14 protein-coding genes and 1 other RNA gene are annotated in these 19,643 nt (G+C 65.0%); 11 read left to right on the top strand and 4 right to left on the bottom strand.

The annotated features are described in order from the left end of the window. Positions 1 to 158 precede the first annotated feature (158 nt). Genes ribBA through nusB form a run of 3 tightly spaced genes read left to right on the top strand, consistent with a single transcriptional unit; the run spans position 159 to position 2,274 of the window. Positions 159 to 1,271, top strand: a complete 1,113-nt coding sequence (gene ribBA, locus NX775_RS10760; RefSeq protein ID WP_258836016.1) for a bifunctional 3,4-dihydroxy-2-butanone-4-phosphate synthase/GTP cyclohydrolase II — start codon at positions 159 to 161, stop codon at positions 1,269 to 1,271. 33 nt (positions 1,272 to 1,304) lie between these two features. Beyond that, positions 1,305 to 1,784: a 6,7-dimethyl-8-ribityllumazine synthase gene (gene ribH, locus NX775_RS10755; RefSeq protein WP_183550546.1), complete on the top strand. Its 480-nt coding sequence runs from the start codon at positions 1,305 to 1,307 to the stop codon at positions 1,782 to 1,784. Between the two features lie 19 nt (positions 1,785 to 1,803). Continuing rightward, positions 1,804 to 2,274, top strand: a complete 471-nt coding sequence (nusB, locus tag NX775_RS10750) for a transcription antitermination factor NusB (protein ID WP_183550548.1) — start codon at positions 1,804 to 1,806, stop codon at positions 2,272 to 2,274. Between the two features lie 126 nt (positions 2,275 to 2,400). On the opposite strand, the gene NX775_RS10745 is transcribed toward nusB, so the two are convergent. Further along, positions 2,401 to 3,204, bottom strand: coding sequence for a transglycosylase SLT domain-containing protein (locus NX775_RS10745; RefSeq protein WP_258836739.1), 804 nt, complete (start codon positions 3,202 to 3,204; stop codon positions 2,401 to 2,403). A 622-nt stretch (positions 3,205 to 3,826) separates the two neighbouring features. On the opposite strand from NX775_RS10745, the gene ubiD reads away from it, so the two are divergent. From ubiD to NX775_RS10710, 7 genes are all read left to right on the top strand, one after another. After that, a complete protein-coding gene (gene ubiD / locus NX775_RS10740) occupies positions 3,827 to 5,311 on the top strand; it encodes a 4-hydroxy-3-polyprenylbenzoate decarboxylase (protein ID WP_258836015.1) in 1,485 nt (494 codons plus the stop codon). A gap of 69 nt (positions 5,312 to 5,380) precedes the next feature. After that, positions 5,381 to 5,479: signal recognition particle sRNA small type (gene ffs, locus NX775_RS10735), an RNA gene on the top strand. A gap of 172 nt (positions 5,480 to 5,651) precedes the next feature. Beyond that, the gene (locus tag NX775_RS10730; RefSeq protein WP_258836014.1) at positions 5,652 to 7,862 is read left to right on the top strand and encodes a DNA polymerase III subunit gamma/tau; all 2,211 of its coding nucleotides are present in this window, start codon (positions 5,652 to 5,654) and stop codon (positions 7,860 to 7,862) included. 40 nt (positions 7,863 to 7,902) lie between these two features. Further along, positions 7,903 to 8,232 carry a YbaB/EbfC family nucleoid-associated protein gene (locus tag NX775_RS10725; RefSeq protein ID WP_183550557.1) on the top strand — a complete coding sequence of 110 codons (330 nt, stop codon included), beginning with the start codon at positions 7,903 to 7,905 and terminating at the stop codon, positions 8,230 to 8,232. Between the two features lie 59 nt (positions 8,233 to 8,291). Further along, a complete protein-coding gene (gene recR, locus NX775_RS10720) occupies positions 8,292 to 8,882 on the top strand; it encodes a recombination mediator RecR (protein WP_258836013.1) in 591 nt (196 codons plus the stop codon). Between the two features lie 57 nt (positions 8,883 to 8,939). Then, complete coding sequence (locus tag NX775_RS10715) at positions 8,940 to 9,920, top strand: hypothetical protein (RefSeq protein WP_258836012.1); 981 nt, start codon at positions 8,940 to 8,942, stop codon at positions 9,918 to 9,920. 77 nt (positions 9,921 to 9,997) lie between these two features. Then, entirely contained in the window at positions 9,998 to 12,403 is a 2,406-nt protein-coding gene (locus NX775_RS10710; protein WP_258836011.1) for a penicillin acylase family protein, read from the top strand. Positions 12,404 to 12,422: 19 nt separating this feature from the next. Here the strand turns inward: NX775_RS10710 and NX775_RS10705 are convergent, their stop codons facing one another. The 3 genes from NX775_RS10705 to NX775_RS10695 all read right to left on the bottom strand — a co-directional run bounded on the left by NX775_RS10705 (position 12,423) and on the right by NX775_RS10695 (position 18,556). Then, positions 12,423 to 14,594 (bottom strand): putative bifunctional diguanylate cyclase/phosphodiesterase, encoded by a 2,172-nt coding sequence (locus NX775_RS10705; RefSeq protein ID WP_258836010.1) that lies wholly within the window; start codon positions 14,592 to 14,594, stop codon positions 12,423 to 12,425. 1 nt (position 14,595) lies between these two features. After that, a complete protein-coding gene (locus NX775_RS10700; protein ID WP_258836009.1) occupies positions 14,596 to 17,466 on the bottom strand; it encodes a hybrid sensor histidine kinase/response regulator in 2,871 nt (956 codons plus the stop codon). A 454-nt stretch (positions 17,467 to 17,920) separates the two neighbouring features. Beyond that, on the bottom strand, positions 17,921 to 18,556 hold the full coding sequence (locus NX775_RS10695) for an NAD(P)H-dependent oxidoreductase (RefSeq protein ID WP_258836008.1): 636 nt from the start codon (positions 18,554 to 18,556) through the stop codon (positions 17,921 to 17,923). Positions 18,557 to 18,652: 96 nt separating this feature from the next. Here NX775_RS10695 and NX775_RS10690 point away from each other — a divergent pair, with 96 nt between their 5' ends. Next, positions 18,653 to 19,579, top strand: coding sequence for a LysR family transcriptional regulator (locus NX775_RS10690; protein WP_258836007.1), 927 nt, complete (start codon positions 18,653 to 18,655; stop codon positions 19,577 to 19,579). Positions 19,580 to 19,643: the final 64 nt, after the last annotated feature.

The raw sequence follows: 19,643 nt of genomic DNA, 5'->3' as shown, positions 1-19,643 counted from the left end.
CACGCGGTCACCTGTGGTTGTCGATTGGCAACGCATGGTTGACGGCAAGGGCACATCGTGCTGGCAATTTGGCGCTCTGGGCATCGGGAATGCCGTTGGGCGTCTGTAAATCCTTTAAAATAGCGGATTACGCAAAACCCCTGTTTCAAGGAATCTGTATGTCCATTTCCAGCACTGAGGAAATCGTCGCCGAACTGCGCGCTGGCCGCATGGTCATTCTGGTCGACGAAGAAGATCGCGAAAACGAAGGCGACCTCGTGCTTGCAGCCGATTTCGTCACCCCGGAGGCGATCAATTTCATGATCCGCCACGCCCGCGGCCTGGTCTGCCTGACCCTGACCGAAGAACGCTGCGACCAGTTGGCCCTGCCAATGATGACGTCCAAGAACGGCACCTCGTTCGGCACCAATTTCACCGTCTCGATCGAAGCGGCCGAAGGCGTGACCACCGGTATCTCGGCGGCCGACCGCGCGCGCACCATCCAGGTGGCGGTCCACAAGGGCACCGTGCCGGACGATCTGGTCCAGCCGGGCCACATCTTCCCGCTGCGCGCCCAGAAGGGCGGCGTACTAATGCGCGCCGGCCATACCGAAGCCGGTTGCGACCTGACGCAGATGGCCGGCCTGTCGCCCGCGTCGGTGATCTGCGAGATCATCAAGGAAGACGGCACGATGGCGCGCCTGCCCGACCTGATCGAGTTCGCCAAAGAGCACGATCTCAAGATCGGTACCATCGCTGACCTGATCCATTACCGCAGCCAGAACGAATGCCTGGTCGAGCGCATTGCCGAACGCGCGCTGTCGACCGAGTCGGGCGAATTCAAGCTGGTGGCGTTCCGCGACGCACCAAGCGGCTCGGCCCACCTGGCGCTCGTGCATGGCGAACTGTCGCCTGATAAAGAAGCGCTCGTGCGCGTGCACCAGCCGGTGTCGATTCTCGACCTGCTGGAAAACCGCGCCACCACCCACTCGTGGGACATGGCTTCGGCGATGCGCACGATTAAGGCCAGCGACGCCGGCGTGATCGTGCTGCTCAATTGCGGTGAAACGGCCGAGCAACTGTTTGCGCAACTGGCACCGCAGGATGCGCGCGGCAACCGCGCCGGCGCACGCGCCGCGTCGATGGACCTGCGTACCTATGGCATCGGCGCCCAGATCCTGCGCGCGCTGGGCGTGCGCAAGATGCAGCTGCTGGCCAATCCCCGCAAGATGCCGTCGATGACCGGGTTCGACCTGGAAGTGACCGGCTACGTGCCGCGTCCCGACGCCTGAATCATCCCATCCAACTAATACAAGAGGTCAGTCATGACGGTAGGAACTTTTGAAAGCAATATGCAGGGCGAAGACCTGCGCATCGGTATCGTGCAGGCCCGCTTTAACGAGACCGTGGGCAATGGCCTGCTGTCGTCGTGCCTGGCTGAGCTCAAGCGCCTGGGCGTGGCCGATGAAGACATCCTGCACGTGACCGTGCCGGGTGCGCTCGAAGTGCCGCTGGCGCTGCAGCGCATGGCCGTAACCGAACAGTTCGACGCACTGATCGCGCTGGGCGCGGTCATCCGCGGTGAAACCTACCACTTCGAGCTGGTGTCGAACGAATCGGGCGCTGGCATCACCCGCATCGGCCTCGATTACGGCATCCCGGTCGCCAACGCGATCCTGACCACCGAGAACGATGCCCAGGCAGAAGTGCGCATGGCCGAAAAAGGCGCCGACGCCGCGCGTGTCGCCGTCGAAATGGCCAACCTGCTGATGGCGCTGGACGAGCTGGTGCCAGAAGACGAATAACACTAAAGGCAAGAGAACAATGACTGACAAGAATATGCATGCCAACCCGAGCAAGAACCGCACGCCGCGCCACCGCGCGCGCGAGTTCGCGCTCCAGGGTCTGTACCAATGGCTGCTGAACAATGAACCGGCACGCATCGTGGCGGCCAATATCCGCAGCGCCCATGGTTTCGATAAAGCTGACAGCGAGTTTTTTTCGGCGCTGCTCAATGGCGCGATCAGCACCTCGGTCGAGCTGCGCGAGTCGATCGCCCCGCTGATCGACCGTTCAATCGCCGAACTCTCGCCGATCGAGCACGCGGTCCTGCTGCTGGGCGCGTACGAGCTGAAAAACCATCCCGAAGTGCCATACCGCGTCGTGATCAACGAAGCGGTCGAGCTGACCAAGTCGTTTGGCGGTATCGACGGCCACAAGTATGTCAATGGCGTGCTGGACAAGCTGGCCCAGCGCCTGCGTCCGGACGAAGCGGCAGGCGATCAGCGCCGCTGATCGTTTGGCCTGCACCATGTAAAAAGCCACCGTGCGCGAGCCGGTGGCTTTTTTGTTGATCGTTGCCCGCGTGACCGGCGTAAAAAAACCACCGCCGGGGCGGTGGTTTTCAGATGAGCTATGGATTTACAGACCGGCCAACGCGTCCGATGCAACCACCGGTGCGGTGGCAGCGGTGGTCGCTTCAGGTACTGGCTTTGCTCCCGGTTTGACGCTGTCTGCCTCAGGCTGCTTGCTGACGACGACTGGCGCCGACGTCGGCGTTGGCTTGTTGCGCTTCATTGCTGGCACATTCTGGCCTTTCGCGACCTGGTTCAGCAGGCGGTACTCGTTGATGACCTTCGCGCCGTAGCCCTGGTCGCTGTCCATGTCCGCAGCGCCCACATAGGTCTTCAGGCCGCCTTCGACCGAACCGGTGCGCTTGACGTAGTCTTTCAGGATCAAGGCGCCGACACGGATGTTGGCCACGGGATTGAGGGCTGCCTGCTGGCCGCCGACTTTCTCGAACTTGTCATGGTGGACCTTGGCCATCACTTGCATCAGGCCTTTGGCGCCCATCGCGCTTTCGGCGAACGGGTTCAAGCCCGATTCGATGGCCATCACCGCCAGGATCAGCAGCGGATCGAGTTTCAGATCGTGCGCCGTCAGATAGGCGGTCGAGACCAGCATATTGGCGGCATCGCTGGCGACACGGTAACGCTTCGACAGCCACTTGGTCACATACTGCTGCTGCTTGGTATTGCCAAGCGTAGCGGACGATGTGCCCATGTGGGTCGTTTCCACGGCAACTGTCTGGGCCGTGGCCTGCATTGCGGGCACGACGGTGGCAACAGGTGCTGCCGACATATTGACGGCGACCACCGGTTCCGGATGCAGCATCTCGGAGACGCGCTTGGCGACGCTGTCGTTGGAGTAGATCAGGGCCATCAGGGCCACAGCGCTAAGACCGAATACGGTCAGGGTAGAACGCGCAGTTTGTACAACACTGCGTGCCGTTTTTGTCACGGAGGATACCGTGATGGGCTGGCTGGCCCTGGAATGCATGAACTTTGCGCTCATGATCAAACGATGAAACATCGAATTTCCCCTTGTCGCGGCAAAAAGAAGCCCGTCGTCGCGCCAAAGGCGTTACGTGGGGGTGCTCTGGACCGTGCATCAGAAAATCGTTTGTCGCCGCGACGCGGCCGACTAACGCCGTCATTGCCTTGCTTCAGCTGGCTGCCGTCCAACATGGGGACTGGTGCCAGTGGCTCAACAACTGTCTCGGGGGAGTGGGCAGACGCCCGTTGAAAACACTCCTACAATGTCATGTGGGGCCCCGACCCCGTGAATGCATGAGAACAGCTAAAATTGTGTCAAAAAAGGTATCGCTGACTCATCAAGTAGGACGGATTGTATGGGCGAGCTTATATCAAGTCAACCCTAGCACGACTGTTCTATATTACTTCCAGTTATTAAGGGCGTACTGATGAGCGTGAAACACTTGTCGAATCAATCACTTGGCGGCGTCGCTTCACTAATGTTCTGCAACCGAAGAAAAGCTTAAAACTTGATGAAATATACAGATCTGCGTGATTTTATGGCCCAATTGGAGCGCATGGGTGAGCTCAAACGTGTCGATTTCCCTGTCTCGACGCACCTTGAAATGACCGAAGTGTGCGACCGCACGTTGCGCGCCGAGGGTCCTGCGCTGCTGTTTTCCAAGCCGACCGGGCACACGATCCCGGTGCTGGCCAACCTGTTCGGCACGCCAAAGCGGGTGGCGCTGGGGATGGGCGCGAGCGATGTGAGCGAGCTGCGCCGCATCGGCCACGTGCTGGCGCGTCTGAAGGAACCCGAGCCGCCCAAGGGCTTTGCCGACATCATGGGCATGGGGTCCCTGGTAAAAGCGGTGTGGGACATGGCGCCCAAGGAAGTCAAGGGCGCGTCTTGCCAGGAGATCGTCTGGGAAGGGCAGGACGTTGATCTGGCCCGCCTGCCGATCCAGCATTGCTGGCCGGGTGACGTCGCACCATTGATTACCTGGGGCCTGGTGATTACCAAGGGGCCGAACAAGAAGCGCCAGAACCTGGGCATCTACCGCCAGCAGGTGCTGGGCCGGAACAAGGTCATCATGCGCTGGCTGGCGCACCGGGGTGGCGCGCTTGACTTCCGCGAGCACGCGCTGTCGAACCCGGGCAAGCCGTATCCGATCGCCGTGGCGCTGGGCGCCGATCCGGCCACGATCCTGGGCGCGGTGACGCCGGTGCCGGATTCGCTGTCTGAATACCAGTTTGCCGGCTTGCTGCGCGGCAGCCGCACGACGCTGACCAAGGCGATCGGCAGCGAACTGCGCGTGCCAGCGTCCGCCGAGATTGTGCTGGAAGGCCATATCTATCCGGATGCGAACCACCCGACCGGTTTCGAGCATGCGCTCGAGGGGCCGTATGGCGACCATACTGGCTACTATAATGAGCAGGACAGTTTCCCGGTGTTTACCATTGACCGGATCACGATGCGGCGCGACCCGATCTACCACTCGACCTATACGGGCAAACCGCCGGACGAGCCGGCCGTGCTGGGCGTGGCGCTCAATGAAGTGTTCATCCCGTTGCTGCAGAAACAGTTCACCGAAATCACCGACTTCTATCTGCCGCCGGAAGGCTGCAGCTACCGCATGGCAGTCGTGCAGATGAAGAAGCAGTACGCGGGCCACGCCAAGCGCGTGATGTTCGGCGTCTGGAGTTTCCTGCGCCAGTTCATGTATACCAAGTTCATCGTGGTGGTCGACGAAGACGTCAATGTGCGCGACTGGAAAGAAGTCATCTGGGCGATCACGACGCGCGTCGATCCGACCCGCGACACGGTGCTGGTCGACAACACGCCCATCGATTACCTGGACTTCGCGTCGCCAATCAGTGGCCTGGGCAGCAAGATGGGCATCGATGCGACCAATAAATGGCCGGGCGAAACCAACCGCGAGTGGGGCACGCCGATCGTGATGGCGCCGGACGTCAAGGCGCGCGTGGATGCGATCTGGCAAGAGCTGGGGATCTGATGACAGTGGCCGGCGATGGATGTTGCCGGCCATTTCCCCAAACCGCCCGCGTGCGGTATAATTCGCGCTGGCGGGCCCCTGCGCATTGCGGCATGGTTTACCTGGTCAGGTCGGGAACGAAGCAGCCAAAGCCGTTCACCGCAAGTGCCGCAGATCAGGCTCGCCTCTTTCGTTCTTCTTCGCGTCATTACGCGTTCGTATTTTCTGTTTGCCCCCCCTTTTTGCATCATGCTCGCCAGCACGGCGTTGTCGCGCCTGTCATCAGCGTCGCGTGCCGTCTTGTATGCCAGCGCATCCGCCGAATGTCCGCGGCGGGCGTCATCTGCGGTAAAATCGTGGCATGTCCTATCAAGTCCTCGCCCGCAAATACCGTCCCAAGAATTTCGATACGCTGGTCGGCCAGGAGCACGTCGTCCGTGCACTGAGCCACGCCCTGCGCACCGGGCGGCTGCACCACGCCTATCTGTTCACGGGCACGCGCGGGGTCGGCAAGACCACGCTGTCGCGCATCCTGGCCAAGTCGCTCAATTGCATCGGTCCGGACGGGCAGGGCGGCATCACCGAGCAGCCCTGCGGTGTGTGCGAAGCCTGCGTCGCCATCGATGCCGGCCGCTTCGTCGATTACATCGAGATGGATGCGGCGTCCAACCGCGGCGTCGACGAGATGGCCCAGCTGCTCGAACAGGCGGTCTACGCGCCAAGCAATGCGCGCTTCAAGGTCTATATGATCGACGAGGTGCATATGCTGACGAACCACGCGTTCAATTCGATGCTCAAGACGCTCGAAGAACCGCCGCCGCACGTCAAGTTCATCCTCGCCACCACGGATCCGCAAAAGATTCCCGTGACGGTGCTGTCGCGCTGCCTGCAGTTCAACCTCAAGCAGATGCCGCCGGGCCATATCGTCGGCCACCTCGAAGACATTCTGGGGCAAGAGGGCGTCACGTTCGAACAGCCCGCGCTGCGCCTGCTGGCGCAGGGCGCGCATGGCTCGATGCGCGATGCGCTGTCGCTGACCGATCAGGCCATCGCGTACGCCGCCGGCCAAGTCACGCTCGAATCGGTGCAGGGCATGCTCGGCGCGCTCGACCAGTCGTACCTGGTGCGCCTGCTCGATGCGCTCGCTGCGCAGGACGGCGCCGACCTGATGGCGGTGGCCGATGAAATGGCCAGCCGCAGCCTGTCGTACAACGGCGCGCTGCAAGACCTGGGCACGCTGCTGCACCGCATCGCGCTGGCGCAATCGGTGCCGGGCGCGGTGCCGCAGGACTTGCCCGAGCTGGCCGACATCATGCGCCTGGCCGGCCTGTTCGAGCCGCAAGAAGTGCAACTGTATTACCAGATCGCCGTGCATGGCCGTAACGAGATCGGCCTTGCCCCGGACGAATACGCGGGCTTCACCATGACGCTGCTGCGCATGCTGGCGTTTCGCCCCGGGCAGGGCGGCGCCGAGGTCCAGGCCCCACCCGCTGCCGCACCGATCAACGTGCCCGGCGCCCGCGCCGCTGCCGCCGCTGCTGCCAGCCATGCAGCGGTGACGCCGCGCGCTGCTGCACCGGCGAGCGCGTCCGCTGCTGCAGCGACGCCGCCAGCACCTGCACCACGCCCGGGGCCGCCACCGCCGCCAATGCCTGCCGCGCCGACCAGTGCCTCGGCACCCGGTGCGCCACCGATGACGTCGGCGCGGGCCGCGATCAATGCGGCGCTGGAAGCAGCGCGCGCCGGCGCTGGCATGCGACCAAGCGGCAACAAGCGTCCCGAGTCCGCGCCCGAGCCCGCCGCCGACCCTGCACCACCGCCACCGCGCCCTTCAGCGCCGGCCGCGCCGGGCCCGGGCGCCACGATGCACGCGGCGTCTTCGGCGCCGCAAAGCCGGCCCGCGCCGCCATGGGAAGGCGGCGGTCAGCAGGCCGTCGCGCAATCCGTTGCACCCGCGCAGGCGCAAGCGATCGCACCGCCGCAGCCGGCGCTGCGCGCCCAGCAGCCACCTGATGATGATGTGCCGTCCTGGGTCACCGAGTTTTCGGATGACACGGCCGTGGCCACCGTCACCACCGAGGCCGCGCCAGCCGTCGTCGTTGCTCCGGCTCCGGCCGCAGCTGCAGCTATGCGTGCACCGCGCGTGGCGCCGCATGCCTACGTCATCACGCCGGTCCCCGAGATCGACTGGGACGGCAACTGGCCGGCGCTGGCCGGCAGCCTGCCGCTGCGCGGCGTCGCCCAGCAACTGGCGCTGCAGACCGAGCTGGTTGCGTGCGAAGCGCGTGATAATGCGGTCACGTTCCGCCTGCGCGTGCCGGTCGACACGCTGCGCGCGAGCGGCAACAGCGAGAAGCTGGCAGCGGCGCTGCAAGAACATTTCCCGAACCTGCGCGTCTGCGTGGAGTCCGATATCGGCCCGGTCTGGTACACCGCCGGCGCCGAACAGAAAGCGGCGCGCGAGGCGCGCCAGCGCGAGGCCGAGGCCCTGGTCGCGGCCGACCCGTTCGTGCAGGAACTCGAGCAACGCTTCGAGGCCTTCGTCGTGCCCGGCTCGGTCAAGATCGCCTGATCCAATCACTACAGATAACCCCCATTTGGAGAACCACACCATGATGAAGAACCAGCTCGCAGGCTTGATGAAACAGGCGCAAGCCATGCAGGACAACATGAAAAAGGCGCAGGAAGCGCTGGCCCTGGTCGAAGTCGAAGGCCAGTCGGGCGCCGGCCTCGTCAAGGTCGTCATGACCTGCAAGAACGACGTCAAGCGCGTCACGATCGACCCGTCGCTGCTCGGCGACGACCGCGACATGCTGGAAGACCTGGTGGCTGCTGCATTCAACGACGCGTCGCGCAAGGCCGAAGCCACCGCCGCCGAAAAAATGAGCGGCGTGACCGCCGGCATGCCGGGCCTGCCGCCTGGCTTCAAGATGCCTTTCTGATCCAGGAATGATGCGGCACTGCCGGCGCCATGCCGGCGGGCCGTTTTATTCACCCATTCATGTCGACATCCCTCGAATTTCTCATCGAATCGCTCCGGCGCCTGCCTGGCGTGGGCCCCAAGTCCGCCCAGCGCATGGCGTTTCACCTGCTCCAGCATGACCGCGAGGGCGCCGCGCAACTGTCGCGCGCGCTGTACCAGGCGGTCGACACGGTGCACCACTGCATCAAGTGCAATACCTTCTCGGACATCGAGATCTGCGACCTGTGCGCCGATCCCGAACGCGACCACACGCTCTTGTGCGTGGTCGAAACGCCGGCCGACCAGTTGATGGTCGAGCAGACGCTGACCTGGCGCGGCTTGTACTTCGTGCTGATGGGGCGCCTGTCGCCACTGGACAACATCGGGCCGCGCGATCTGCACCTGGAAAAGCTGGTGGCGCGCGCCACCGACGAGGTGGTGGGCGAAGTGGTACTGGCCACCAATTTCACCAACGAAGGCGAAGCCACCGCGCACTACATCAGCGAAATGCTCAAGGCGCGCGGACTCAAGGTCAGCCGTCTCGCACGTGGCGTGCCGGTCGGCGGTGAACTCGAGTACGTCGATGCGGGCACGATCGCGCGCGCGATGCTCGATCGGCGCAGCACATAGGTTATTGCCGGCGTCTCAAGGTCGCATCTTCCATCAATTTTCAAAAAGCGGCTTGGCATGGATGGCATGAAAAACGGGGCAATTTCTTCCGAAAGCGCATGGTCGCGAACGCAGTGGATTGGCCTGTCTCTGGCGTTTGCCGCGTGTTCACTGGCAATCATGTGGGCCCGTTGGGGCGGCACCATTGAAGATTCGCTGGCCTACTTCAATACGGCGCGGTATCTCCGTGGAGAACTTCCATTTTCCGCGTTGGTTGCACCATTTCCTTACAGGGTAACCATGCCCGCCCTGGCGGCGTTGATGCCGGGCGACGTTCGACATGCGTTCGCCATGCTGAACTGGCTGGCAACAGCCGGCACCGCAATCGTGCTTTCCTGTGTCGTGCATGCTGCAGGCGGCAACCGGCGCCAGACGGTGTGGGCGGGAATACTGCTCATCTTCTCGGTGCCAACCTTCTGGTATGCGCCCTATCTGCTCACCGATCCCGGCGCCATTTTTGGCAAGTCGGTATTCGTGCTCGGTGTCGTGACTTGTCAGCCCTGGGTTGCGCTGGCGGGCGCGTTGTTTGCCACGTCGGTCAGGGAAGAAAACATCCTGTTGCTCGGTTGGCTGCTGGTGTTCGGCAAGGTTGGCCTGGTCCGCGGCGCCATTGCACTGGCGGTTGCCGCGCTTTGGCTGGTCAGTGTGCGGTGGTGGCTTTTTTCTGGTCTGCCATCCTACGTATGGGTGCCCAATATCGGCACCGTCGTTGCAGCGTTGCATGACCACCGGGCGCTGATGTCCTTGACCAGTGCTGCCATGATCGTTATTCCGTTGGCGGTATTGGGATGGAAACGGATACCCGAGCCAATCAAGCCGCTCAAGGGGATTCTCTTGATGATGGCAATCCCGCCCCTCTACGCAGCCTTGTCCGTACGTATCGAAGGTCGGGCCATCTGGAGTTTGTACCCATTTTTGATTCCCATCGCCGTTTTTGCCCGGCTGCCCTGGCTAACGACGCAAAGGATCGAGGCGAGGTCAGGCGAGAACGCCGTTTGATCATCCGCCGTCTCCATCCAGGTTGACAGGGTTTTCTGGCAACATACGCAGCAAGCGGGAGTACTCACGGAGACACCATGCAGGGATGGAAGAAATGGACGTTGCGCAGCCTTGTTGCGCTGCTGGGCCTCGTGCTGCTGGTGCTGCTGGGCGCCTGGCTGTTCCTGCGCGCCAGCCTGCCGCAGCTCGATGGCGCGCGGCAGGGCGCGGGTCTGTCGGCCGAGGTGCGCATCGAGCGCGACGCGAGCGGCGTGCCCCTGATCACCGGGGCCACGCGGCTAGACGTGGCCTATGCGACCGGCTTCGTGCACGCCCAGGAACGCTTCTTTCAGATGGACCTGCTGCGCCGCACGGCGAGCGGCGAGCTGGCCGAGTTGTTCGGGCCACGTGCCGTGCCCCTCGACCGCGCCAACCGGCTTCACCGTTTCGCCGCCCGCGCCCAGGCCACGTTCGCGCGCCTGGCGCCGGCCGAGCGTGCGCTGCTCGAACGCTATGCGGCCGGTGTCAATGCCGGCTTGGCGGCGCTGGGTGCGCGGCCGTTCGAGTACGCGCTGACCGGCGCAGCGCAGCGGCCGTGGCATGGCGCCGATTCGCTGCTCGTCGTCTGGGCCATGTATATCGACTTGCAAGGCATGCAGGCGTCGCGCGAACTGGCGCGCGGCTGGCTGCGCGAGCACAGCGACGCCGCGCAACTGGCCTTCCTGTTGCCCGAGGCGACTGCATTCGACACCACGCTCGATGGCGGCGCCCCGCCAGCGCCGGCCCCGATTCCAGAGCGTGCCCCAGCCTGGTGGGGTGGGGCGCCCGCCGCAGCGGATGCTCCCGTCAAACTGGCTGGCCTCGACGTGACCGATTCCGTCGGCAGCAACAACTACGCGCTGGCCGGCAGCCGCAGCACCAACGGCGCGGCGATCGTCGCCGACGACATGCATCTGGGCCTGCAACTGCCGAACATCTGGTACCGGCTGGCGCTGCGTTTTCCTGATCCGTCGGCGCCCGGCGGCCAGCGCCGTCTCGTCGGCGTGAGCCTGCCCGGTGCGCCGCCTTCCGTCATCGTCGGCAGCAATGGCCAGGTAGCGTGGGCCTTCACCAACAGCTATGCCGACGCGATGGACCTGGTCGAACTGGGCGTCGATGCTGCGCGCCCGGGGCAGGTCAAGGTGGCGGGCCAGTGGGAAACGCCGCAGGAACACGCCGAGTCGATCCTGGTGAAAGGCGCGCCCGCTGAACGGATGGTGGTTCGCGAGACGTCGCTCGGCCCGATCCGCGAGGCCGGTGGCCACAGCTACGCCGTGCACTGGATCGCGCACGATCCGGCGGCGCTGAACATGCAGCATCTTCAGCTCGAGTCCAGCGCCACGCTCGATGCCGCGCTGGCAACGGCGGCCACCGATGGCATCCCGGCGCAGAACTTCGTGGCCGGCGACGCGCAGGGGAATATCGGCTGGACGATCGCGGGCTTGCTGCCGCAGCGCACGACCGCGCCGAGCGCCACGACGTTTCCGCTGACAACGGATAGCGCAACGCCCACCTGGGCGGGCGCGCTGCCCTATACGGCGCATCCGCGCGTGGTCAATCCCGCCAATGGCCAGCTCTCCACCGCCAACAGCCGCCAGTTGATGGGCGCCGGTTACGCGCTGCTGGGCGACGGCGGCTACGACCTGGGCATGCGCAACCATCAGCTGCACGATGGCCTGGCGGCGCTGGGCGCGCAGACCGATGTGCGCCGTGCATTCGACGCGGCGCTGGACGATCGCGCGATCCTGATCGGCGCCTGGCGTGACCGCGCGCTGGCCGCGCTCGACGCCGGGGCGCTGGCAGGGCATCCGGCGCGCGCCGAGTTCCGGCGCCTGCTCGAGACCAGCTGGGATGGCCGTGCCAGCATCAACTCGGTTGGCTACCGCCTTGCGCGCGATTTTCTGTGGGCGCTGCATGATCTGCTGTACGGCGGCGCCAACCTGGCGCTGAAGGAGGTCGATCCGAAGGCCAGCGCCGCCGGCGCCAGCGCGCGCTGGCCGGCCGTGGTGGCGCGCCTGCTCGATACACGGCCGGCCGGCTGGCTGCCGCCGGGCCACGCCGATTGGCAGGCGCTGCAACTGGCCGCAGTGGACCGCGCGATCGCCGCGCTGCAGGACGCCGGCACGCCGCTGGCGCAAGCCACCTGGGGCCAGCGCAACACGGCAGGCGTTGCGCATCCGATCAGCATGGCGGTGCCGGCGCTGCGGCCCTGGCTCGCCGCACCGGCCGACCAGCTGGCCGGCGACGCGCACATGCCGCGCGTGGCGGGGCCGAAGTTCGGCCAGTCCGAACGCCTGGTCGTGTCGCCGGGGCGCGAAGAAGAGGGTTTGTACAATATGCCGGGCGGGCAGAGCGGGCATCCGCTGTCGCCGTTTTTCCTGACGGGGCACGGGGCCTGGGTCGATGGCAAGCCGACGCCGTTGTTGCCGGGGGCGGCGCGCTACACGCTGCGCCTGCATCCGTGAATCAGCTGGTGCTGCGGCCTTACCTGGCTGGCAGCACCAGTTGCACGACCTGCAGCAGCTCGGTGATTGTCTCGGCGCCTGACGGGTGGCCAAGATAGTAGCCCTGCACCATATCGCAGCCATATTCTTCGAGCATCAGGAGCTGCTCGCCCGTCTCGACGCCTTCGGCCACCACGACCATTTTGAGGCCATGCGCCATCGCGATGATCGCGCGCGTGATGGCCGCGTTTTCGGAATCCTGCGGCAGGCCAGAGATGAAGCTGCGGTCGATTTTCAAGGCGCGCACGTCGAAGCGCTTCAGGTAATTCATCGACGAATACCCGGTGCCGAAGTCGTCGATCGACAGGTGTACGCCGATACTGCGCAGGCGCTCGAGCGTGACCATCGTGGCGCGCGCATCGTCCATCAGTGTGCCTTCGGTGAGCTCGAGTTCGAGCAGGCGCGGCTCGAGCCCCGTGTCGAGCAGCGCCGAGAGCACGATCTGCGACAGGTTCTCGTCCTTGAACTGCTTGGCTGACAGGTTCACCGCAATGCGCAGCGTGCGCTGCGTCAGGCGTTGCCACGTGCGCGCCTGGCGGCAGGCGGTGCGCAGCACCCATTCGCCGATCGGCACGATCAGGCCCGTTTCTTCGGCCAGCGGGATGAATTCGGTCGGCGCGATCAGGCCCCGCTCGGGGTGGCGCCAGCGCACCAGCGCCTCGACGCCGACAATCTCGGTGCTGCGCACGTCGCGCTGCGGCTGGTACACCAGATACAGCTCGTCGTTCTGCAGCGCGCGGCGCAGCCCAACCTCGAGCTTCACGTGGCTCATGATCTGCATCGTCAGTGATGAGCTGTACAACTTGGCGTTGTTCTTGCCGCAGCTCTTGGCGTGGTACATCGCGGTGTCGGCAAACTTGAGAAGCGAGACGCAATCGTCGCCGTCTTCCGGGAACAGCGAGATGCCGATGCTGGCCGTGACGAAGATCTCGTTGCCTTCGATGATGAACGAGCGCCGCATCGCTTCTTTCACCCGGTGCGCGACGTTGAGCGCGTGCTCGACCCGCTCCAGGTCCGGGATCAGGATCGTGAATTCGTCGCCACCCAGGCGCGCCAGGTTGCTGGCGCCGTCTTCGTTCACGTCGCCGCCATCGCCGCGCGAGACCAGGTCACTCGGGCGCGTGGTGTCGCGCAGGCGCTCGGATACCATCTTGAGCAGCTGGTCGCCCGCATTGTGGCCAAGCGTGTCGTTGATGCGCTTGAATGCGTCGAGGTCCATGAACAGCACCGCGAACTTCTTGTTGCCGATCCGTGAGCGGTGCAGCTCGCGTTCGAGCGTTTCCAGGAACGCCTGGCGGTTCGGGATCCCCGTCAGGCCGTCGCAATAGGCCAGGCGCCGGATCTGTTCTTCGGTGCGTTTGCGCTCGCTGATGTCGCGCACGAGACCCAGCACTTCGGACGAACTGGTGGCCACCAGCCGCGCCTCGAAATGCTGGGCCACGCCGGCCTCGACCAGCTCGTATTCGACCGAGCGCACCTGGTGCGTGGTCAGCACGGCTTTCATCTGCTCCAGCATGCGCCCGGCGATGTCGGGCGGCAGCGTCGCGGTCAGGTGTTTGCCGATGAAGCGGGCGCCGGCGCTGTCGGGCAGGTCCGGGCGGGTGGGTCCTCCTGGTCCCGGACGTTCGTGTCCCGGACGCTCATGACCCTGCTCGTAATCCAGATAGAAGCCATCGGCATTCAGGCGAAAGAAGGTATCGGGAATCGCCGCCAGCACGGCGCGGTTCTGGGCGTCGGCGATGCGCAGGCGGGCGATGGCGTCGCTGGCGCGCAGCACGTACAGCACGCGGTGGCCGAGGATCTGCCAGTTAATCGGCTTGGACACGAAATCGGTCGCGCCCACTTCGTAGGCGTGGGTGACGGCTTCGATGTCGTCGCTGCCGGTCACCATGATGACCGGCACGCAGACGCCATCGCGTTCGGCGGCGCGGATCGCGCGGCAGGCAGCAAAACCGTCCATGCGCGGCATGTCGACGTCCATCAGGATCAGGTCGGGCTGGCCGGTGCGGGCCTGGTCGAGGGCCTCGATGCCGTCGCCGGCCTGAATTCCGTCCAGGCCAACCTGCGCCACCATTTCGAGCATCAGCATCCGCATGACCGGATCGTCGTCGGCAACCAGGACCGTCACGCGCTGGGTGGGAGCGGAAGGCATGTCAGGATTCCTTTTCAAGCGCTGCGTGAAGCGACAGTCTTACCGCGCGAAACTCGCGTGCCGCGTCGGCCAGCAGCAAAGCGCCGCTGTCCACATTGCCGCTGCGTCCCAGTTGTTCGAGTTCGCGGCACAGGCTGGACAAGTGCGTGGCGCCGATATTGGCGCTGGCCGATTTCAGGCCGTGGGCCACGCGCCGCACGCTCTCGGCATCGCCTTCGCCCAGCGCCTGGCGCAGCGCATGCAACTGGCGCGGCGTGTCGCCGACATAGGCGGCAATCACCTTCTGTACCAGGGCGTCGCCGTCGTCGCGGCTCAGGGCGCGGATATTGTCCAGGGCGGTGCGGTTGATCGGGTCGGCGTCCGGGGCAGTGCGCGTGGCTGCACCGGCGGCGGCAGGCGCAGGCCGGACTGACGGTAGCGGCAGCGGCGTCGCCGGCGCGATCTCGACCACCGGCTCGTCGCCATGCTCGCGCGCCGACAGCAGCGGCATCGCGATCCAGCGGCCGATGACGGTGGCCAGCTGCTGCTGGGTGAAAGGCTTGGACAGGTAATCGTCCATGCCCGCCGCCAGGCAGGCTTCGCGGTCGCCCTGCAGCGCGTTGGCGGTGATCGCGATCACGGGCAGGCCGCGCTGGCGGCCCATTTCGCGCTCGTGGCGCCGGATCTCGCCGGTGGCCGCAAAGCCGTCCATCACCGGCATCTGGCAATCCATCAGCACCGCATCCCAACGGCCCTCGTGCACGGCGCGCAGCGCTTCCTGGCCGTTTTTCGCGCAGCCCGTTTCGAGACCCAGGCTTTCCAGCATCGCGCGGGCGACTTCGACGTTGACCGGGTTGTCTTCGGCCAGCAGCACGCGCCGCGCGCGTTTGACCGGATGCGGCGCGGGTTCCTGGCCGCTGCCTTCTGCCGGCGGCGCGGCCGGCCGCTGGAGCCGGGCCGCGCGCACCGCCAGGCACGCATACAGATCGGCCGCGCGCGCCGGCTTGACCAGCTGGTACGCCACGCCCGCCTCGCGCCGCTGTACCGGATCGGCGGCCAGCCGTTCGGGGCTGAGCAACACCAGGTGCGTGTCGCGCGCCAGCGGTTCGGCGCGCACTGCGGCGGCCAGGGCCAGGCCGCTGGTCTCGCGCAGTTCCATGTCCAGCACCGCGGCATCGTAAGGCCGTCCGGCGCGGGCCGCGTTGACCAGCCACTCGAACGCGAGCGCGCCACCGACGTCGTCGCACTGCGCATGCCACGCGGTCAGCTGCTGCACCAGCGCCTTGCGGCTGGCGTCCTGCTCGTCGACCACCAGCACGCGCAAGCCATCGAGTGTGTTGAGGTGATGGCCCGGCGCGTACGGGTCGACCCGGTGCTTGTCGAAGCTGACCGTGAACCAGAAGACCGAGCCGCGCTGCTGTGCATTCTCGACGCCGATGGCGCCGTTCATCAGCTCGACGATCTGCTTTGAAATTGCCAGCCCCAGGCCGGTGCCGCCGTACTTGCGGGTGGTGGAGTCGTCCGCCTGTGAGAAGGCGTTGAACAGGCGCGCCCGTGCTTCGCGCGAAATGCCGATGCCGGTGTCGTGCACTTCGAAGCGCAGCATGACCTGTTGCGGGTCTTCGCCCGCCACGCGCACGCGCGCCAGGATGCGGCCATCGTCGGTGAACTTGAGCGCGTTGCCCAGCAGGTTGGCCAGGACCTGGCGCAGCCGGTTCGGATCGCCGCAGATCGCCACCGGGATGTCGTTGGCGATGTCGAAGTCGCACGCCAGGCCCTTGGCCGCGGCTTGCGGCGTGTAGACCTTGTGGATCTCGTCGAGCAGGTCCCACAGGTTGAAGTTGATGTACTCGATGGTGAGCTTGCCGGCTTCGATCTTGGAAAAATCAAGGATGTCGTTGATGATCACCAGGAGGTGCTCGCCCGAGCGTTTTACGAGCTGCGTGTAGTTGCGCTGGGCGTCGGTCAGCGACGTGGCCAGCAGCATGTCGGTCATGCCCAGCACGCCGTTCATCGGCGTGCGGATCTCGTGGCTCATCGTGGCCAGAAAGCCGCTCTTGGCGCGGCTGGCCGCTTCGGCCGCATTCTTGGCTTTCTCGAGCTGCTCGGTGCGCACGCCGACCTGGCGTTCGAGCTCGTCGCGGTGGTGCAGCAGGGCGGCGCCGCGCTCTTCGATCTGCGCCAGCATCCCGTTGAAGCTGTCGATCAGCACGCCCAGTTCATCGCTGCGCGTGTGCGGGATGCGCAGGCCGTAGTTCTGGCTGGCCGAGACCTTGTGCGCGGCCTGGATCAGCTTGGTGATTGGCTCGGCGATGCTGTGCTTGAGGCGTCCGGCCAGCACCAGCGACACAAGCAGCGCCGCGCCCATCGCCAGCCCGATCACGCCAAGGCTGGTGGCGATGTCGAGCCACATCGGCAACAGGTCGGCTTCGATCATCACCGCGCCCACCACCAGCTCGCCGTGGCGCACTGCCTGCACCACGCGCATGTGGCGCGCCAGCAGCGCGCGGCCGCCGCGGTTGATCCGCTCGAGCGTGCCGGCCTCGATGTCGTCGAGCGGCGCGAGGGCGGCGGCCTGGCGCCCAGGCGTGTGGTAGGTGGCGATGGGCTGGCCGAAACGGTCGTACAGCACGGCGGCCGAGACGCTCTGGCGGGCTTCGAGGGCCGACAGCGTCGCACCGGCCTGCTTGCGGTCGACCAGCATCAGGTCGCCAGCGCAGGCCGCGCCGATGACGCGCGCGAACGCCGTCAGTTGCGCGGCTTCGGCGCGCCGGTGATTGTGGATGGAGGTGACGGCAAACGCGCCGAACACGAACAGCAACGCCGTCGCGGTCGAGAGCAGCGAGATGATGGTCAGCTTCCGGTTCAGGCTCGAGCGCTCGAAGTTCGGCATCGCAATTCCCGCGGTGGGCACAGCGGCATGGACCTGCACGACGCGGATCCTCCGCGCGGGCAAGAGCCCGCAGGAAAAAAATATACGGGGTAGGGGCGTGCGCGGCTTTGCGTGAACGCAAAGGGGGCGGGCGAACCGGGTTCATGTTGCAAACACGCCCAAATTGAAAGGGAGCGCGTAGATTAGTTGCTGAAGGTTGGATGGACTGATCCGGACAGCGAGGTTTGAGTCCCATTCGCTAAAAATGTAACTAACCAACGGTGATGATCGTGGCACCGAAGAGCAGCGATCATGGCCGGGGCCGGCCCATGACGCCTAATGCGCGAACGCAGAGGGCAGCACGGAGATGCCTAGCGCGATACGCGGATGGTGAGTCACTCCCCCTGATCATGGTAGGGGACGAGGGCGGCGTGCGCAGATCGACGCCGCCCGGCAGGTTACGGCAAAACGGGAATCAGTCGATTTCGCTGACGAACTGGTCGAGCGGGCGGCGCACTTTCGCCAGGCCTGCCAGCCAGTCATCTTCGGCCTTGCGATAGCCCAACGGCAGAATGACCACGCTACGCAGGTGGCGTTCGCCCAGGTTCAGGATGCTGTCGACCGCGGCCGGATCGAAGCCTTCCATCGGCGTGCAGTCGACTTCCTCGAAAGCGGCGGCGATCATGGCCGCACTGAAGCCGATGTAGGCCTGGCGCGCCGCGTGCTCGAAGTTCACCTGTGCATCGCGGCCCGGGTAGGTTGACAGCAGTTGCTGGCGATAGGCTTCCCAGCCTTCGTTGTGGAAACCGCGTACTTCGTTGGTCAGGTCGAACATGTGGTTGATCCGCTCGGGCGTGTAGTTGTCCCAGGCAGCAAAAACCATCAGGTGCGAGGCGTCGACCACCTGCGCCTGGTTCCAGGCGACGTCCTTGATCTGGGCGCGCAGCGCCTGATTCTTCACGATCAGGATTTCATAGGGCTGCAGGCCGGACGACGTCGGCGCCAGGCGCGCCGCTTCGATGATCCGATCGATCTTATCCTGCGGCACCTTGCGGGTCGGGTCCATCGCCTTGGTGGCATAGCGCCAGTTCAGTTTGTCGAGCAATTCCATGTGAATCCTTCCAGATAAAAGATTCACCATTGTATTTTTTCTCAGTAGATAGATAAACTACGAATTTGGCAAATGATTTGTTCTTGAGGAAGCAAGATGGCGAGAAAGTTCGATCACCTGGCCGATGTCGAAGTATTTCTGAGTGTCGTCGAGCACGGTTCGTTCAGCGCAGCCGCGATCGTGCTGTCAACCACGCCGTCGGTGCTGAGTCGGGCTCTGTCGCGACTCGAAGCACGGCTCGGCACACAGTTATTGCGCCGGACCACGCGCAGCCTCAGCCTTACCGACGCCGGTCAGCGCTACGCCAACGAGGCACGCGACGCCTTCGCCCGCCTCGGGCAGGCAGAGCAGGCGATGCGCAGCACGACGGCGCAACTGAGCGGCAAGGTGCGCATGAGCGTGTCCACCGGCTACGGCCAGCAGCGCCTGCCACCGATACTGGCCGCCTACGCGCGCGCCTATCCGCTGGTCGAGCTGGACGTCGATATCACCAACCGCAATGTGGATCTGGTGGCCGAAGGATTCGACCTGGCGATCCGCTCCGGACCACTGCCGAGCAGCACGATGGCGTCGCGCCAGCTGGAAGCATCGCCACTGTGCCTGCTGGCATCCCCAGCCTACTTGGAAACCGCCGGATCGCTTGCGACGCTCGAGGACCTGGCGCGCCAGCAATGCATCGCCTTTGTCCGGCCCAACACCGGCCGGGTGTTCCCCTGGCAGCTGCGCGATGGCGGGCGCGACATCGACTGGATCCCGCCGGCATCGGTGATGGTCTCGACCGACGCGATGGGCGTCATCTGGCTGGCCGAGCAGGGGATGGGGATCGCACTGTGTCCGCGCCTGTTTGCCGAAACCAGCCTTGCAGCGGGACAGCTGGTGGAGATATTGCCGCAGCTAAGTGGCCGCACACGCGCATTCTCGGTCGTCTATCCGGCGCATCGTGGCCTGTCGGCAGCGTCGCGCGCGCTGATCGACATGCTGGTAGCGGCGCACGACAGTTCAAAAAGCCGGGGTCAGGTCTGACATTTGGACACGGACTCTTCACTAGTCCGTTCACAAAGTCTTTCATAAGCAGGCTATTGTTGAA

The organism is Massilia aurea (assembly GCF_024753205.1).
In the GTDB taxonomy this organism is placed as follows: Bacteria; Pseudomonadota; Gammaproteobacteria; order Burkholderiales; family Burkholderiaceae_D; genus Telluria; species Telluria aurea.
Note: the sequence above shows the minus strand (reverse complement) of the source record. Positions and strands in the feature narration are given on the sequence as shown.